This is a genomic window from Mesorhizobium helmanticense, assembly GCF_003034915.1.
GTDB classification, from domain to species: domain Bacteria; phylum Pseudomonadota; class Alphaproteobacteria; order Rhizobiales; family Rhizobiaceae; genus Mesorhizobium; species Mesorhizobium helmanticense.
In genome coordinates this window covers 113,463-130,673 of record NZ_PZJX01000047.1, presented here as the reverse complement: position 1 = coordinate 130,673, position 17,211 = coordinate 113,463, and the positions used below count along the sequence as shown (strand labels likewise).

Below are 17,211 nucleotides of genomic sequence, written 5' to 3'. Positions count from 1 at the left end.
GAGGAGCCCTATGATCGATTTCGGTGGCCGCGGCGTGGTCGTGACCGGCGCCGCCGGCGGCGTCGGCAGCGCCCTGGTCGCGGTCTTGTCGGCCTGCGGGGCAAGGGTGATCGCCTGCGATCGCGAGGGCACCGACCTGACCGCGACGGCAATTGCCGAGGCGCATCATTTCGACCTGCTCGATGACCAGGCTGTCGCATCGTTTGCCGGCCGCATTGGCAAGGGCAATCCGCCGGCCGCAATCATCTCGAACGCCGGCTGGACGCGGGCGGAAACACTCGCCGACGTTTCGCTCGCCGCGCTCGACCATGAGATGGACCTAAATTTCCGCAGCGCAGCACTCCTGTCGCAGGCGCTGCTGCCCGCCATGCGCAACCAGAAGCAGGGCGCCGCCTTCGTCTTTATCTCCTCGGTCAACGCGCAGGCGCATTTCGGCAACCCGGCCTATGCCGCGGCCAAGGCGGCGCTCAACGCCTGGATGCGCGCCATTGCCACCGAGGAAGGCCGCAATGGCATTCGCGCCAACGCCGTCATTCCCGGCTCGATCCGCACCGGCGCCTGGGAACATCGCCTTGCGCAGAAGCCGGAGATCCTCGCCGCCGTCGGCAAGCTCTATCCGCTCGGCAGGCTGGTCGAACCGGTGGAAGTCGCCCGCGCCGCGGTCTTCCTGGCGTCGCCCTTTGCCAATGGCATCACCGGCACGACGCTCAATGTCGACGCCGGATTGATGGCCGGCAATCTGCCGTTTCTCGACCAGATCGGCGGATAGTGCGTCCACGAAGGACGCTCACTGATTCAGCCGGTGTCCGGTCTTGGCGTCGAACAGATGCGCGCAGGCGCGATCGATCTCGATCCGCACCGGTTCGCCCTGCTTCAACGCCAGCCGCTCGCGGAACAGGCAGGAGATCTCCTCACCGGAACAATCCACCCTGGCGAAAATCTCGGAACCCGTGGCTTCCAGCAGCGTGACCGTACCGGAGATTCCTTGCGCGGCGGCCCGGATATGTTCGGGGCGGATGCCGTAGACGAGCTCACCCCCCGAGGCATGGGCTGGATGAACGTCTTCAGGCAAGGGCAGGGTCAATCCGCCCGTGCTGCGGAACACGCCTTCCTCGATCCGGCCATGGATGAAATTCATGGCCGGCGAGCCGATGAAGCCGGCGACGAACAGATTGGCCGGGCGGTCGTAGAGATCGAGCGGCGCGCCGATCTGCTCGACCAGGCCGTCATGCAGCACGACGATCTTGTCGGCCATGGTCATGGCCTCGATCTGGTCGTGCGTGACATAGATGGTGGTGGTGCCCAGCCGCTGGTGCAGCGCCTTGATCTCGCCACGCATCTGCACGCGCAATTTGGCGTCGAGATTGGAGAGCGGCTCGTCGAACAGGAAGACCTGCGGGTCGCGCACGATGGCGCGGCCCATGGCGACGCGCTGGCGCTGGCCGCCGGAGAGCTGGCGCGGATAGCGGTCGAGCAGCTTGTCCAGGCCGAGGATGCCGGCCGCCCTGTTGACGCGGCTGGCGGTATCGGCCGGATCGGCTTTCTTGATCTTGAGCGCGAAGCCCATATTGTCGGCCACAGTCATATGCGGATAGAGCGCGTAGTTCTGGAACACCATGGCGATGTTGCGGTCGCGCGCCCTGAGATCGTTGACGGTGCGCTCGCCGATCGTGATCTTGCCGCCGGAGATCGTTTCCAGTCCGGCGATCATGCGCAGCAGCGTCGACTTTCCGCAGCCTGATGGCCCGACCAGGATGACGAACTCGCCGTCGGCGATATCGACGCTGACATCGTGGATGATCCGGGTGGCCCCGAAGGCCTTCTGCACGTTGTTGATGGTAACCGATGCCATGGGATGTCTCCGCAAAAAGAGTGATGTCGGGCGGGTGCTCAACCGCCCTTGACGGCGCCCGCGGTCAGCCCCGCGACGATCTGCCGTTGCGCGAACATGGTCAGCACCAGCACCGGCAGCGTCACCACCAGGGCTGCCGCCGCGAGCGGTCCCCAGCTCACCTGCTCGTAGGACAGCATGTTGTAGACGGCGACCGGCAATGTCCGCGTCTCGCGGCTGGCGAGCACCACGCCGAAAACGAAATTGTTCCACGAGAAGATGACCGACAGGATGAAGGCGACGACGATGCCAGGCTTGGCGATCGGCAGGGCGACCAGCCGGAACACTTGCCAGGCGCTGGCGCCGTCGATGTTGGCGGCCTCTTCCAGTTCCATCGGCGTCGTCTCGAAATAACCGATCATCACCCAGACGACGATCGGCACCGTCACCACCAGGTGGATGATGATCTGCGGCCACAGCGTGCCGAGGATGCCCAGCCATTGGAACAGCAGGAACAGCGGGATGAGATAGGAAAGCCCCGGCGTCATGCGGGCGATCATGATGACGACAGCCGAGCGTTCCGCCTTGAGCCGGGCGATGCCGTAGCCGGCCGGCACGCCGATCAGCAGCGCCAGCAGCGTCGCCGTACCGGTCACCAGAACCGAATTCCAGAGATAGAGCAGGAAATTGTTTTCCTCGAACACCTTTGCATAGTTCGACCAGGCCAGGCGCTCGGGAATGAGGATCGGCGGGTAGGCGCCGTTGTCGATCTCGAACTTCAGCGACAGCGAGATCATCCAGAGGAAGAACAGGATCGCCGGCGAGACGAGGACCAGCGCCGCGAAGAACAGGCCGATCCGGTTGAGAATCCGTGAGCTCATCTATTTGCCCTCCTGGTCGATCCAACGCGAGCGCTGGCGCAGCATCAGCAGGATGAAGGACAGGGCCACGATGACGACGAAGAACACCACGGCCATGGCCGAGCCATAGCCGATGTCGTAGTAGGAGAAGGCGGTGTTGTAGAGATAGATGTTGATGGTTTCCGACGCGGTGCCCGGCCCGCCCTGCGTCATCGCATAGATGATGTCGAAGCTCTTCAGCGCATCGATCGAGCGGATGATGACGGCGATCATCAGGAAAGGCGCGATCATCGGCAGAGTGAGGTAGCGGAACTGCTGCCAGACATTGGCGCCGTCGATCTCGGCGCTCTCGAAGGGCTCGCGCGGCACCGAGGCCAGCCCGCCCAGCACGATCAGCATCACCAGCGGCGTCCACTGCCAGGTCTCGACCGCGACCAGCGAGGGAATGACCGTATTGGCATTGAAGATCCATTCCTGCGCCGGGATGCCGACCAGCGACAGAAGGTAGTTGAGCACGCCGAGCTGCGGATGGAACATCATGGTCCAGACCAGCGCGACCGCCACGGGCGTCGCCATCATCGGCATCACGAAGACGGCGCGCAGCAGGCCGCGCAGCGGAAACCTGGCGTCGAAGATCAGCGCGGCGATGGTGCCGAGGACCATCGGTGCTGCAACCGACAGGAATGTGTAGGTCAATGTATGCCAAAGCGATTCCCAGAACCGGGCGTCGCTTGCCAGGCGCAGATAGTTCTCCATCCCGGCAAAGCTTCGCGACTGGCCGAGCGTCCAGCGGTTGACGCTCATCCACAGCGTGAACGCCCAGGGAAAGACGATCACGGCGCCGACGACGACGAGAGCCGGAACGACGAAGGGCCAATAGTTGGGAGCCAGCCGAACCGGCTGGCCCCCTTCGATTGCCTGCGTCGTGACCCCGGTGCGTTCTGGGGTGATGGCCGACATCAGCCTTGCTCGCTCCTGTCGAGAACCGGCTGGAATTGCTCGGTGGCCTTCTTCAGCTCATCGGCGGGATCGGCGCCGGCGATCATGTTGGTCAGCGCCACGCCGTAGATGTCGCGGAACTCGGTGACCGGGATGATGACCGGCAGCGCCAGCCGACTGACATTGCCGGAGCCGACCACTGCGTCCAGCCAGCTCGCCGGCATGGTGACGCCTTCGCGCACCTTGGGATCCTCCAGCACCGATTTGCGGAACGGCACGCCGGCGCCGGCCTGCAGCAGGCGCGCGCCCATGGCAGGCGACACCGCCCACTGGCAGAAGAGATAGGCAGCCTCCTTCTTTTCGCTGGCGGCCGTCACGCCGATGCCGTCGCCGAAGGTGCCCGAGGCATGCGCCTTGGGGCCTTTTGGCATCACGCCGTAACCAACCTTGCCGACCACGCGCGACTTTTCCGGATTTTCCATCGGCGGGGCAAAGCCGACGCCATCGAACCACATGCCGATCTTGCCTTGCAGGAAGGCGGACTGCGCCTCGGCCCAGTTGAAGCCGGTGACGCCTGGAGGGGCCGACTTGGTCATCAGGCGCTGATAGAGGCTGGCGGCCTCGATCGCCTCCGGCGAGGTGGTACGAAGCTTGCCCTGGGCGTCGAGCGGCGTCATGTCGTAACCAAGCATCAGTGACGTCCACACCGGCGTGTTGGCGTTCTTGATGCCGCGGGCGACGAAGCCGAAAGTGTTGCTCGACGGGTCGGTCAGCGCTTCGGCGGCGACCACCAGTTGCTCGAATGTCTCGGGGTATTTGAGGCCCTTGGCTTCGAACAGTTCCTTGTTCCAATAGAGGATCCAGTAGTCCACCGAGAACGGCAGCGAGCGCAGCACGCCCTGGCCATCCTTGGCGAACAGCATGCCGGCCTCGGCGAAATCGCCTTCGACAAGCCCTGGATCGGTAAGGCTGGGGTCGGCAAGGTAGCCGGAAATGTCGGCCAGCCAGCCGCCCTTCTCGAACTGCCGCTTCTGCACGTGATAGCTCAGATGCACGACGTCGAAGCTCGGCTTGCCGGAGCTCAGCTCGATCACCGTCTTCTGGCGCTGCTGCTGTTCGGGCGTCGCCTCGGCATTGACCTTGATGCCGGTCAATTCCTCGAATTCGGCGAGGTACTTCAGGATGGTGTCGCTGCGCGGGCTCTTCACCAGATTGACGTCGAGCGTCGTGCCGGCAAAGCGCTTCCAGTCGACATCGGCGGCAAAGCCGGGGCGCAGGCCGGCAAGGCCGGCGGCGGCCAGTGCCGCGGTTCCCTGAAGCAATTGCCTTCTGGTTGGGTTGAACGGATTGTACGACATTTTTTCCTCCCGGTTGCTGTCGTTGTCGATTGCGCCGCGGCTGCGGCGCGCTCATGCTTCCTCAGATCTGGAGCGCCAGCCGGCGCGCATTGTCGATATGCGCGCTGATGGCCTCGACCGCCTTCCGCGGGTCGCGGCTTTCGAGTGCCTCGATCACCGCCAGATGTTCGCGCATCACCGGCACGACGCGGCCGTCGATGCGGAAGCGCTCCTGGTGGATCAGCCGGATCTTCACCGAGTTGACCAGATAGGCCTTGGCGATGATTTCGTTGCCGAGCGCATTGATGAAGGTGTCGTGCATGGCCCAGTCGACAGTCTGCGCCTTGGCTTCCATTTCCGGTGTCGGCGTCTCGGCCAGCGCCTGGGCCAGCATGTCCTCATGCTCGCGCCGCAAGCGGGCAAGCTCGGCGTCGGACGCACTGGTGGTGAACAAAGCGACCGCTTCGCGTTCCATGAACAGGCGGAACTGGAAAGCCTCGCGGATCAGGCTGATGTCGATATGCGCGATCTGCATGCCGCGCTGCGGGATCGTCGTCAGCAATCCCTCGGCCTCGAGGCGCGGAACGATCTCGCGGATGGCGCCGAGCGGCAGTCCGGTGAAGGCGACGAGTTCGCGTTGCGACACGAACTGGCCCGGCAGCAAATCGCGGGCCAGCAAATGCCGCGTGAAGCTGGCATAGGCCTTTTCCCGGAGGTTGGTCAGTTCGTTGCCGTTGCCCATCTTGAAACCGATATCCTGGCGCTTCCTGTGCCGTTCAGGCCGGGATTGCCGCAAACAGCCCGTCGTAAGTAGCGACAAGCCGTTGCCGCTCCGGCAAGGCGACCGGCTCCAGCGGCGGGCGAACCGCCAGCCAGCGTTCGTCGCCGGTCTTGTGCACCACCATCGCCTTCACCGCCGGGATGACCGAATGCTTGAGCAGCTCGAGCACGAAGCGCTCGACGCGGGGATCGTCGCGGCCGTTCTCGGCCATGGCGCGGATTTCGGCGGCAGCGAAGTTGGCCATGCCCGAGATCGCGCCCTGGGCGCCAATCCTCACCGCTTGCGCCAGATGCCTTTCGTCGCCGATCAGGATCACCAGGTCGCCATGGGCGCCAAGCAGCGCCTGGCTGTAATCCCAGTCGCCGCCGGAATCCTTGACCCCGGTTACCACGCCCGGAAAGGCGGCGCGCAACCGGCCGATCAGGCCGAGCGACAGCTTCACCATGGTGACGGAGGGGATGTTGTAGACGAGCACGTCGCGGCCGAGCGGTCCAAGTGCGGCGAACACCGCGGAAAACCAGCCGAACAGGCCGTCGTCGCCGACATTCTTGAAGTAGCTCGGCGGCGCCAGAAGGATATTGCGGGCGCCGCGCCGCAAGGCGTCGCGCGCCTGCCCGGCGGCGTCTTCGACGGCATCCACCAGCACCCCGGCAACGAGCTGGTCTGGCGCGATGCCGGCGGCCAGCATGGCCTCGGTGACGGACCGCCGTTCCTGCGTACCCACCGACGCGCCTTCGCCGGTGGTGCCGAAAAGCGTCACGCTGCCGCAGCCTTCGGCCAGGCATTTGCGCGCCTGGGCGACCATCGCGGGCATGATGATTTGCCCGGAGGCATCGAAAGGCGTGGCAAGGGCGGCCGAAAGGCCAAAGCGTGATGTCACAGGGCGGTCTCCGAAAGGAAGTTCGTGGTCAGTACTATCATACTAACATGTTAGTAGTAAACGACCTTGTTGATGTTTTTCGGATGCAAGGGGGAGATTGGCGGCTTCCGCCCTCTTAGATGCTGGAAACTCGAAGCATCAGCCCCTCCTCAGCGGTCGATCCGCGTCGAAAGGATGATCGACGACGATGTACGCTCGACCCCGTCCATAGCGCCGATCTCGTCGAGCAGCGTATCGAGATCCCTGATCGACGGCGCGTCGACGATGACGATCATGTCGAAATTGCCGCTCACCGAATGCAGTGTCCTGACCGGCGGCAAGGCTTGCAGGGCGCGCACCACTCTGTCGGCGAGCTTGGGCGTGACTGTCAGCAGGACATGCGCCCGCACCAGGCCGCGTTCATGGTCCGGCGAGAGCCTCACCCCATAGCCGGCGATGATGCCGCGCTGCTCCAGCCGCTCGATCCGGCTCTGCACGGTCGTGCGCGACACGCCGAGCCGCTGCGCCAGCTCAGCCGTTGACGCTCGCGCATTGTCACGCAGCAGGGAAATCAGTGCCTGGTCAGCTTCACTCAGCATTTCGACGATCCATATCGGCATATCGATCAAACAGGGACTTCGTTTCGAACAATTCCACGCTTCCTTTCGACAGGCAAGCTGCGATCCTGAGCCCTCAACCAATTTAGGCGAGGGAAGCCGTCATGAAGAAAATCGTAGTCGTCGGGGCCGGCAAGATCGGCTCGACCATCGCCGCAATGCTGGCCGATACGGGCGACTATCATGTCACCCTCGTCGACCGTTCGGTGGCGCAGCTTGGCGCGGCCGAACTATCGGCCACGGTTGCGACGCTGGAGCTCGACATCGCGGAAGTCGGCGCTCTCGAAGCAGCGCTCGCCGGCCGTTTCGCGGTGCTGAGCGCAGCGCCCTTCCATTTGACCACGCGCATTGCCGAAGCCGCGGCAACCGCCGGCGTGCACTATCTCGACCTGACCGAGGATGTCGCCGCCACCAGGCGCGTCAAGGAGCTGGCCCGTTCGGCCAGCAGCGCCTTCATCCCGCAATGCGGGCTGGCGCCGGGCTTCATCTCGATCGTCGCCAACGACCTCGCCAGCCGCTTCGACACGCTGGAGAGCGTGCGCATGCGGGTCGGCGCGCTGCCGCAATACCCGTCGAACGCGCTGAACTACAATCTGACCTGGAGCACCGACGGCGTCATCAACGAATATTGCGAGCCTTGCGAGGCGATCGTCGAAGGCGAGCTGGTCGAGGTGCCGCCGCTGGAGGAGCGCGAGGAATTCTCGCTCGACGGCGTCACTTACGAGGCGTTCAACACGTCGGGCGGCCTCGGCACGCTGGCCGAAACGCTGCGGGGCAAGGTGCGCACGCTGAATTACCGCACCATCCGCTACCCCGGCCACGCCGCGATCATGAAGGCGCTGCTCAACGACCTTGGCCTGCGCCACCGCCGCGACGTGCTGAAGGACATTTTCGAAAGCGCCCTGCCGGCGACGCTGCAGGACGTGGTCATCGTCTTCGTCACGGTCAGCGGCCGCAAGAACGGCCGCCTGCTGCAGGAGACCTACGCCAACAAGATCTACGCCAGGCGAGTCGGCGAAATGGTGCGCAGCGCCATCCAGATCACCACGGCCTCCGCCATCTGCGCCGTGCTCGACATGCTGGCCGACGGCAGCCTGCCGGCCAAGGGCTTCATCAGGCAGGAAGACATCGCCCTCGACGCCTTCCTCGCCAACCGTTTTGGGCACACCTATGCGCAGCACGAGATGGTAAGCCGGCTGGCGAGTTGAGCGCTACCACCTTTCCTTCTCCCCTTGTGGGAGAAGGGGGAGCCGCCCCCCTCAAATATGCAGCGCGTGTCCCAGCGCCTTCAGCGCCGCTTCCTGGAACGCCTCGCCTTGCGTCGGATGGGCATGGACGGTGCCGGCGATATCCTCCAGCCGCGCGCCCATTTCCAGCGCCAGGCCAAAAGCCGCCGACAGTTCCGAGACACCTTGCCCGACCGCCTGGATGCCGAGCACCAAATGGTTGTCGGCGCGGGCAACGACCCGCACGAACCCTTCCTCGCCCAGCTTCGTCATCGCCCGGCCATTGGCGGCAAAGGGGAACTGGCCGATCTTGATCTCGCCCAGCGCCTTCGCCTCCTCCGGCGACAGGCCCGCCGTGACCAGTTCGGGATCGGTGAAGCAGATCGCCGGGATCGAGCGCTTGTCCCAGCTTCTCTTGTGACCGGCGACGATCTCGGCGACCATTTCGCCCTGCGCCATCGCCCGGTGCGCCAGCATCGGCTCGCCGGTGACGTCGCCAATGGCGAAGACGCCGCACATCGAGGTGCGGCACTGGTCGTCGATGCGAATGAATTTGCCTGACCTGTCGAGATCGATCTGCTCGAGCCCAAACCCTTCGGTCAGCGGCTTGCGCCCGACCGTGACCAGGATCTTGTCGGCGGCAATCTTAGCCGTCTTGCCGTCAGACGTCTCGACCAGCAGCGCATCGCCTTTACTGGAGAGGCCCTTGGCTTTCGCGCCTGTGATCACCTCGATGCCGAGTTCGGCCAGCCGCTTTACTACCGGCCGGGTCAGCTCCGCATCATATTGGGCGAGCACGCGCGGCAAGGCCTCGACCACGGTCACCGCGGCGCCGAGCTTGGCGAAGGCAATGCCCAGCTCCAGCCCGATATAGCCGCCACCGACGACCGCGAGCCTTCTGGGCACTTCGCTCAGCGCCAGCGCTTCCGTGGATGAGATCACCGGCGCGCCGAAGGGCAGGAACGGCAGTTCGACCGGAGCCGAACCGGTCGCGATCACGACCGTCTCGGCTCGGATCACCTGCGTTCCGGTCTCGGTCTCGACCTCGACGGTCTTGCCGTCGCGGAACGTCGCCCAGCCCTGTACGGTCTTGACCTTGGCCTTCTTGAGCAGTCCGGCAACGCCGTTGGTAAGCCGGCTAACGATACCGTCCTTCCAGGCCACGGCTTTGGCCAGGTCGAGTGAAGGCGGCGCGACCGAAATGCCGAGCGGCCCCTTGCCGCCGGCCATATGCGATACCTTCTCGAACTCCTCCGCCGCATGGATCAGCGCCTTGGACGGGATGCAGCCGACATTGAGGCAGGTGCCGCCCGGCCTGCCCGCTTCGACGATGACCGTGTCGATGCCGAGCTGGCCGGCGCGGATGGCGCAGACATAGCCGCCAGGCCCGGCGCCGATGACGAGCAGCTTGCAGGAGATTTCTTTCATGTCGACTGCGTCCTTCCGGCGATGGGCGCCGCGCGCCTTGTCCTTCTCCCCTTGTGGGAGAAGGTGGATCGGCGCGCAGCGCCGAGACGGATGAGGGGTGTTGGACGGATCGCCGTCCGTGCCGAGCTGGAACACCCCTCATCCGTCGCCTTCGGCGACACCTTCTCCCACAAGGGGAGAAGGGGGAGCCCACATCCCGGCGCCCCACGCCGGCGACTCTTCTCTGCCCCATGTACGTTCGAGATCGACCTCATCTCATCAATCCACGAAAATCAGCGCCGGCGTCTCCAGCAGCGTCTTGATGCGCTGGATGAACACCGCGGCGTCCCAGCCGTCGATCACGCGGTGGTCGAAGCTCGACGACAGGTTCATCATCTTGCGCGGGATGAACTGGGTGCCGTCCCACACCGGCCGCACCATCATCTTGTTGACGCCGACGATCGCCACTTCCGGATGGTTGATCACCGGTGTCGTCGCCACGCCGCCCATGGCGCCGAGCGAGGTGATGGTGATGGTCGATCCCGACAGCTCGTCGCGGCTCGCCGTGCCCGATTTTGCCGCCTCGGCCAGCCGGTTGAGCTCGGCGGCGCAATCCCAGATGTCGCGCGCCTCGGCATGTTTCACCACCGGCACCACCAGCCCCGACGGCGTCTGCGCGGCAATGCCGATATGGACGCCGCCATGCTGATGGATGATGCCGGCCTCGTCGTCGAACAGCGCGTTGAGCTGGGGCTGGTCGGCGATCGCCTTGACCATGGCGCGCATCAGGAACGGCAGCAGCGTCAGCTTCGGCCTTTCCGCGCCGGCCGGCCGTTTCTCCTTGTTGAGCGCGGCGCGCAGTTCCTCCAGCGCGGTGACGTCGATCTCCTCGACATAGGTGATGTGCGCAATGCGCGATTTGGCGAGCGCCATCTTCTCGGCGATCTTGCGCCTCAACCCGATCACCTTGATATCCTCGACGGCGTCGTTGCGGGCGAGGCCGGATGTCCTGGCGACCTGCGGTCCCCGCGCCAGGAAGGCGTCGATGTCCTCATGGCTTATGCGGCCTGCCGGGCCGCTGCCCGCGACCTGCCTGAGATCGATGCCGGCCTCCTTGGCCCGCAGCCGGATGGCGGGCGAGGCCAGCGGCTTTTCGCCTTCGGGACGCGGGGCGCCGGAGATGGACGGCCGCACCGTGTTCTTCGAAATAGAAGGAGATGGCGCCGGTTTCGCCTTTATCTCATCGGTTTTTGACGGCGTCTTCGCGAGCGCAACCTCGGGTTTCGGCGCTGCAGGCTTCGCTGGAGGCTCGGCACGGATGGCCTCTTCCGCCACGCCGCTCTGCGCCTTCACATTGCCCTCGCCCGCCACTTTCAGCCGCACGATCGGCGAGCCGATCGCCACCGTGTCGCCGATCTCCGCGCCGAGCCACAGGATCTCGCCATCGACCGGCGAGGGTATTTCGACCGTCGCCTTGTCGGTCATGACCGCAGCCAGCACCGCGTCCTCGCGCACGAGATCGCCGACCTTGACGTGCCATTCGACCAGTTCCGCCTCGGCGACGCCTTCGCCGACATCCGGCAGCTTGATGACATGCTCGCCCACGCTAGGCCTCCATCGTTTCAAGCAAGGCGCGGCCGAGCCTGGCGGGCCCGGGGAAATAGTCCCACTCCTGCGCATGCGGGTAGGGCGTGTCCCAGCCGGCAACGCGCGCGACTGGCGCTTCGAGGTGATAGAAACAGTTCTCCTGCACCAGCGCCGACAGTTCGGCGCCGAAGCCGGAGGTCAGCGTCGCCTCGTGCACGACCACGCAGCGCCCGGTTTTCTTCACCGAGGCGACTATTGTGTCGAGATCGAGCGGCAACAAGGTCCTGAGATCGATGATTTCGGCATCGATGCCGGTCTCGGCGGCGGCGGCTTCGGCGACATAGACCATCGTGCCATAGGCAAGCACGGTGACGGCAGCACCCGGCCGCCGGATGACGGCCTTGCCGAGCGGGACCGTGTAATGACCCTCGGCGACCTCGCCGAGCTCATGCTTGGACCACGGCGTCACCGGGCGGTCGTGATGGCCGTCGAAGGGGCCGTTATAGAGCCGCTTCGGCTCCAGGAAGATCACCGGGTCGGGATCCTCGATCGCCGAAATCAGCAGGCCCTTGGCGTCATGCGGATTGGATGGCACCACGACCTTCAGGCCGGAGACATGGGTGAACAGCGCCTCCGGGCTCTGGCTGTGGGTCTGGCCTCCGAAGATGCCGCCGCCGGTCGGCATGCGCACCACGATCGGGCAGGTGAAATCGCCGTTCGAGCGGTAGCGCAGCCGCGCCGCCTCCGAGACGATCTGGTCGTAGGCCGGATAAACATAGTCGGCAAACTGCACCTCGACGCAAGGCTTCAGGCCGTAGGCCGCCATACCGATGGCCGAGCCGACAATGCCGGCCTCGCTGATCGGCGCGTCGAAGCAGCGGCTCTTGCCGTATTTTGCCTGCAGGCCCTGCGTGCAGCGGAAGACGCCGCCGAAAAAGCCGACATCCTCGCCATAGACGATGACGCGTTCGTCGCGCGCCATCGACACGTCCATGGCGTCGCGGATCGCCTCGATCATCGTCCGTCTTGGCATGGTCAGACCCCTGCCTGCTGGCGCTGGCGCCTGAGATGCGGCGGCATCTCGGCATAGACGCCTTCGAACATGTCGCGCGCCGACGGCTTGCCGCCGGCATGCAGCGTGCCGTGGCGTTCGGCTTGCCTTTGCGCCGCGATCACCGTCTCGAGGATTTCCGCTTCGGCCTGGGCGTGGCGCTCGTCCGACCAGACGCCGCGCTGGATCAGGTGGTTCTTCAAGCGCACGACCGGATCGCCGAGCGGCCAGGCGTCTGACTCGGCCTTCGGCCGGTAGGCCGACGGATCGTCGGAGCTCGAATGCGCGCCGACGCGGTAGGTGACATATTCAACCAGTGTCGGCCCGAGATTGCTGCGCGCCCGCTCCGCCGCCCATTTGGCCACCGCGTGCACGGCAAGATAATCATTGCCGTCGACGCGCAGCGAAGGAATGCCGAAGCCGAGGCCCCTTGCGGCGAAGGTACCGGAGCCGCCACGCGCAATGCCCTGGAAAGTCGAGATCGCCCATTGGTTGTTGACGACGTTGAGCACGACCGGCGCCTTGTAGGTCGAGGCGAACACCAGGGCTGCATGGAAGTCGGACTCGGCCGTCGAACCGTCGCCGATCCAGGCGGCGGCGATGCGTGAATCATTGGAGATCGCCGAAGCCATCGCCCAGCCGACCGCCTGGATATATTGCGTCGCCAAATTGCCGGAGATCGAGAAGAAGCCATGCTCCTTCGACGAGTACATGATCGGCAATTGCCGTCCCTTCAGCGGATCGGCCTCGTTCGAATAGATCTGGTTCATCATCGTCACCATCGGATAGCCGTCGGCGATGAGCAGGCCGGCTTGCCGATAGGTCGGAAAATTCATGTCGCCCGGCGCCAGCGCCTTGCGGAAGGCGCAGCTCACTGCCTCTTCGCCAAGGTGCTGCATGTAGAAGGAGGTCTTGCCCTGGCGCTGCGCCATCTGCATGCGTGCGTCGAAGCTGCGCAGCGTCATCATATGGCGCAACCCCTCCAGCAACTCGTCATCGGACAGCAGGCCGGCCCAGGGGCCGACGGCCTCGCCGTTGCGGTTCAGGACACGGATGATCGAAAACGCCATGTCGCGGATGGTGCGCGGATCGACATCGATTCCGGGGCGCGGCACCGAGCCGGCCTTGGGTATCGTCACATTGGAGAAATCCGGCGTCCCGCCCGGCCGCACTTCCGGTTCCGGCACATGGAAGCGCAGCATTCCAGCATCGGCCATGACCTTCGTCCTCCACTGTTGCCCGATCTTCGCACACCGCCAGACCAGTGCCAATTCGTTGTGGCGATTGAAATGCTGCCGAAGAGCCTCGGTCCGGCAGCTGACCCACTGCGGCGTAAGATGAAGACAAGCGCTCGTAATTTCCTGTCTAACTTCCGCCGCAGCGCGCAATTTGGGCAAAGGTTGCGCGAGCTTTTCCGCCAGAAGAGACAATTGGCAGCGGCGGGTTGTCGCGCGGGCCCTTCTCCCCTTGTGGGAGAAGGTGTCGACGAAGGCGACGGATGAGGGGTGCTCCAGCTTGGCGCCGACGGTACTCCGTCCAACACCCCTCATCCGTCTCGGCGCTGCGCGCCGATCCACCTTCTCCCACAGGGGGAGAAGGGAAGAGCCGTTCACCCAGCGCCCACACCATGCTAACCATCCCCCATGGCACAGAAGAAAGCATACGAGGTCGATTCCTGGCTCGCGAAGCCTGATCCGCGCGTCTCGATCGTCCTGATCTACGGTCCCGATCGCGGGCTTGTCGCCGAGCGCGCCAGGGCATTTGCCGGTAAAACCGGCCTGCCGCTCGACGATCCGTTCTCGGTGGTCAGGCTCGACGGTTCGGAGATCGATCGCGACGAGGGCCGCCTGCTCGACGAGGCCCGCACCGTGCCGATGTTTTCGGATCGGCGCCTGCTCTGGGTGCGCAATGCCAGCGGCCAGAAGGCGCTGGCCGACGACATCAAGGCGCTTGTCACGGAGCCCGCGCGCGATGCGATCATTCTCATCGAAGCCGGCGACCTGAAGAAGGGCGTCGGCCTGCGCTCGATCGTCGAGGCGGCCGACAATGCCATGGCCCTGCCTTGCTACGCCGACGAAGCCAGGGACATCGATGGGGTCATCGACGACGAATTGCGCAAGGCCGGCATGTCGATGGCGCTTGACGCAAGGCAGGCGCTGCGCCGCAATCTTGGCGGCGACCGGCTGGCCTCGCGCGGCGAGATCGAAAAGCTCGTTCTCTACGCCCACGGCCAGAAGGAGATCGGCCTCGACGACGTCAAGGCGACGTCGGGCGATGTCTCGGGCGCTTCTTTCGACGACGCCGTCGATGCCGTGCTCGAAGGCAAGATCGGCGATTTCGACACCGCCTTCACCCGCCATTGCCAGTCCGGCGGCCAGCCCTTCCTGGTGCTGTCGTCGGCGATGCGGCAATTGCAGGCGATGCAGGCCATGCGCGGCCAGATGGACTCCGGCGGCCGCAATGCCGCCTCGGTCGTCGCCGCGGCCCGCCCGCCGGTTTTTTTCTCGCGGCGCAAACTGGTCGAGCGGGCACTCGAACGCTGGAACAGCGAGGCGCTCGGCCGCGCCCTGAACCGGCTGCAGACCGCCGTGCTGCAAACAAGGCGGAGGCCGGATCTGTCGGTCGCGCTGGCGCGGCAAGCGCTGCTCGGCATTGCTGTGGAGAGCGCAAGGCTGGCGCAGAGATAGGAACACCTGACCTTCTCCCCTTGTGGGAGAAGGTGGATCGGCGCGCAGCACCGAGACGGGGGGGTGTTGGACGGAGTACGGTCGGTGCCAAGCTGGAGCACCCCTCACCCGTCGCCTATCGGCGACACCTTCTCCCACAAGGGGAGAAGGGAGAGCCGCGCCAAGCCTTCGACGCTGGCAAGACAAGTAGTGCACCATGGAGTGAACAGGGCTTAAGGCTTTAGGGGAGCCAGCCGCGCTGCCCAAAAAGATATAATTCGCCGGCTAACTACCGCTCTTGCTTCAGTCGTCGGCACAATTCGTCGAGCTGTTCCAGCGTCCGGTACGAGACGTGGAGCACCCCACCCTTCCCCTTGTGCTCGATCGACACGATCATGCCGGTCGTATCGGTCATCAGCTTCTCCAGCGCCAGCGTGTCGGCATCCTTATGCGCCGGTTCGGCCTTCTTTGGGGCGGCTGGCGCACCGGCCGGCATCTGCGCCAGCGCTTCCGCCTGGCGCACCGAAAGCCCGTCCTCGACGATCCGTTTGGCAAGGCCGGCCGGGTCTTCCGCAGTCACCAGCGTGCGGGCATGCCCGGCCGAGAGCGCCCCCTCGACAAGCATGTCGCGGATCACGTCCGGCAGCTTCAACAGCCTCAGCGTGTTGGCGACATGGCTGCGGCTCTTGCCGATGACATTGCCGAGATCGGCCTGGGTGTAGCCGTGGTCGTCGATCAATTGCTGATAGCCCTGTGCCTCCTCGACCGGATTGAGGTCGGCGCGCTGGACGTTCTCGATGATCGCCAGTTCCAGCGCCGTGCGGTCGTTGACGTCGCGCACGATGATCGGGATCTCGGTCAGCCCGGCGCGCTGAGCCGCACGCCAGCGCCGCTCGCCGGCGATGATCTCGTAGCGGCCGGGCTGCGTCGGCGACGGCCGCGCCACCACCGGCTGCACCACGCCATGTTCGCGGATCGATTGCGCAAGATCGGTCAGCTCGGCATCGCCGAAATGCCGGCGCGGGTTTTTCGGATTGGGGCTGATGAACTCGATCGGCACCTTGCCGTCGGCGTTCATGCCCTGCTTTTCCACCGCCGCCGGGCGATCGATTTCGCCGATCAGCGCCGCCAGTCCCCGCCCCAGTCTTTTTCTTGAAAGGTCTTCAGTCATCGTCCGTCCAGATCGTTTCGGTAGCGAATCGGCTTCTTTCGTATCGCTTTAGCAAAATCGGGCAAACCTTTACGCGGCGCGCAATTTGCGCTCGCGGCGAATCACTTCGGAGGCAAGCTGCAGATAGGCCTGGCTGCCCGAACATTTGAGGTCATAAAGGATCGCCGGCTTGCCGTAGGACGGCGCCTCGGACACCCGGACATTGCGCGGAATGATGGTCTCGTAGACCTTGTCGCCCATATGTGCCCTGACGTCCTGCACCACCTGGTTGGCGAGATTGTTGCGGCCGTCATACATGGTCAGCACGATGCCCTGGATGATCAGATCCGGATTGATCGTGCGGCGCACCTGCTCGACCGTTTCGAGCAGCTGACTGAGGCCTTCCAGCGCGAAGAATTCGCATTGCAGCGGAACAAGAACAGAATCGGCTGCCGCCATTGAATTCAAAGTCAAAAGATTGAGCGAAGGCGGGCAGTCTATCAGCACATAACCGAAGGGCGCGCCACGCTCGCTCGCCGCGCGCAGCGCATTGCGCAGCTTGAGCACCCGGTCGGGTGCGGAAGCGATCTCCATCTCGATGCCGAGCAGGTCGAGCGTCGACGGCACGATCGACAGGCCCGGCACCGCCGTTGGAATCGCCGCTGCTTCCAGATCCAGCTCGCCCGTCAGCACGTCATAGGACGAGACGGTGCGGTCCTTGCGGTCGATGCCAAGGCCCGTCGAGGCATTGCCTTGCGGATCGAGGTCGACGATCAGCACCTTTTCGCCGATCGCCGCCAGCGCCGTGGCCAGATTGATGGCGGTCGTGGTCTTGCCGACGCCGCCCTTCTGGTTGGCTACGGTGATGATTCGAGGGCCGTTCTTCATCATGGGTCTATG

16 protein-coding genes are annotated in these 17,211 nt (G+C 64.8%); 3 read left to right on the top strand and 13 right to left on the bottom strand.

The genetic code is table 11. The features are described 5' to 3' along the window. Positions 1 to 10: 10 nt before the first annotated feature. Positions 11 to 769 (top strand): SDR family oxidoreductase, encoded by a 759-nt coding sequence (locus tag C9427_RS25875; protein WP_107651899.1) that lies wholly within the window; start codon positions 11 to 13, stop codon positions 767 to 769. Between the two features lie 18 nt (positions 770 to 787). On the opposite strand, the gene C9427_RS25870 is transcribed toward C9427_RS25875, so the two are convergent. From C9427_RS25870 to C9427_RS25840, 7 genes are all read right to left on the bottom strand, one after another. Next, positions 788 to 1,852 (bottom strand): ABC transporter ATP-binding protein, encoded by a 1,065-nt coding sequence (locus tag C9427_RS25870; protein WP_107651898.1) that lies wholly within the window; start codon positions 1,850 to 1,852, stop codon positions 788 to 790. 38 nt (positions 1,853 to 1,890) lie between these two features. Continuing rightward, positions 1,891 to 2,712, bottom strand: a complete 822-nt coding sequence (locus C9427_RS25865; RefSeq protein WP_107651897.1) for a carbohydrate ABC transporter permease — start codon at positions 2,710 to 2,712, stop codon at positions 1,891 to 1,893. Then, a complete protein-coding gene (locus tag C9427_RS25860) occupies positions 2,713 to 3,651 on the bottom strand; it encodes a carbohydrate ABC transporter permease (RefSeq protein WP_107651896.1) in 939 nt (312 codons plus the stop codon). After that, complete coding sequence (locus C9427_RS25855; RefSeq protein ID WP_107651895.1) at positions 3,651 to 4,988, bottom strand: ABC transporter substrate-binding protein; 1,338 nt, start codon at positions 4,986 to 4,988, stop codon at positions 3,651 to 3,653. Before C9427_RS25855 ends, C9427_RS25860 begins: the two co-directional genes overlap by 1 nt. A 61-nt stretch (positions 4,989 to 5,049) precedes the next feature. After that, on the bottom strand, positions 5,050 to 5,709 hold the full coding sequence (locus C9427_RS25850; RefSeq protein WP_107651894.1) for a GntR family transcriptional regulator: 660 nt from the start codon (positions 5,707 to 5,709) through the stop codon (positions 5,050 to 5,052). A gap of 34 nt (positions 5,710 to 5,743) precedes the next feature. Then, positions 5,744 to 6,628, bottom strand: a complete 885-nt coding sequence (locus tag C9427_RS25845; RefSeq protein ID WP_107651893.1) for a dihydrodipicolinate synthase family protein — start codon at positions 6,626 to 6,628, stop codon at positions 5,744 to 5,746. 149 nt (positions 6,629 to 6,777) lie between these two features. Then, the gene (locus C9427_RS25840; protein ID WP_107651991.1) at positions 6,778 to 7,206 is read right to left on the bottom strand and encodes an Lrp/AsnC family transcriptional regulator; all 429 of its coding nucleotides are present in this window, start codon (positions 7,204 to 7,206) and stop codon (positions 6,778 to 6,780) included. Between the two features lie 122 nt (positions 7,207 to 7,328). Between C9427_RS25840 and C9427_RS25835 the strand changes: the two genes are divergently transcribed. Beyond that, the gene (locus C9427_RS25835; protein WP_107651892.1) at positions 7,329 to 8,432 is read left to right on the top strand and encodes a saccharopine dehydrogenase family protein; all 1,104 of its coding nucleotides are present in this window, start codon (positions 7,329 to 7,331) and stop codon (positions 8,430 to 8,432) included. A 51-nt stretch (positions 8,433 to 8,483) separates the two neighbouring features. On the opposite strand, the gene lpdA is transcribed toward C9427_RS25835, so the two are convergent. The 4 genes from lpdA to C9427_RS25815 all read right to left on the bottom strand — a co-directional run bounded on the left by lpdA (position 8,484) and on the right by C9427_RS25815 (position 13,712). After that, on the bottom strand, positions 8,484 to 9,878 hold the full coding sequence (lpdA, locus tag C9427_RS25830; protein WP_107651990.1) for a dihydrolipoyl dehydrogenase: 1,395 nt from the start codon (positions 9,876 to 9,878) through the stop codon (positions 8,484 to 8,486). 258 nt (positions 9,879 to 10,136) lie between these two features. After that, entirely contained in the window at positions 10,137 to 11,462 is a 1,326-nt protein-coding gene (locus C9427_RS25825; protein WP_107651891.1) for a dihydrolipoamide acetyltransferase family protein, read from the bottom strand. Between the two features lies 1 nt (position 11,463). Then, the gene (locus tag C9427_RS25820; RefSeq protein ID WP_107651890.1) at positions 11,464 to 12,477 is read right to left on the bottom strand and encodes an alpha-ketoacid dehydrogenase subunit beta; all 1,014 of its coding nucleotides are present in this window, start codon (positions 12,475 to 12,477) and stop codon (positions 11,464 to 11,466) included. A gap of 2 nt (positions 12,478 to 12,479) precedes the next feature. Next, a complete protein-coding gene (locus C9427_RS25815; protein WP_107651889.1) occupies positions 12,480 to 13,712 on the bottom strand; it encodes a 3-methyl-2-oxobutanoate dehydrogenase (2-methylpropanoyl-transferring) subunit alpha in 1,233 nt (410 codons plus the stop codon). 426 nt (positions 13,713 to 14,138) lie between these two features. Between C9427_RS25815 and holA the strand changes: the two genes are divergently transcribed. After that, on the top strand, positions 14,139 to 15,182 hold the full coding sequence (gene holA / locus C9427_RS25805) for a DNA polymerase III subunit delta (RefSeq protein WP_107651887.1): 1,044 nt from the start codon (positions 14,139 to 14,141) through the stop codon (positions 15,180 to 15,182). A gap of 268 nt (positions 15,183 to 15,450) precedes the next feature. Here holA and C9427_RS25800 read toward each other — a convergent pair whose 3' ends face one another. Continuing rightward, positions 15,451 to 16,332, bottom strand: a complete 882-nt coding sequence (locus C9427_RS25800; RefSeq protein ID WP_107651886.1) for a ParB/RepB/Spo0J family partition protein — start codon at positions 16,330 to 16,332, stop codon at positions 15,451 to 15,453. A gap of 69 nt (positions 16,333 to 16,401) precedes the next feature. Next, entirely contained in the window at positions 16,402 to 17,202 is an 801-nt protein-coding gene (locus tag C9427_RS25795) for a ParA family protein (RefSeq protein ID WP_097576920.1), read from the bottom strand. Positions 17,203 to 17,211: the final 9 nt, after the last annotated feature.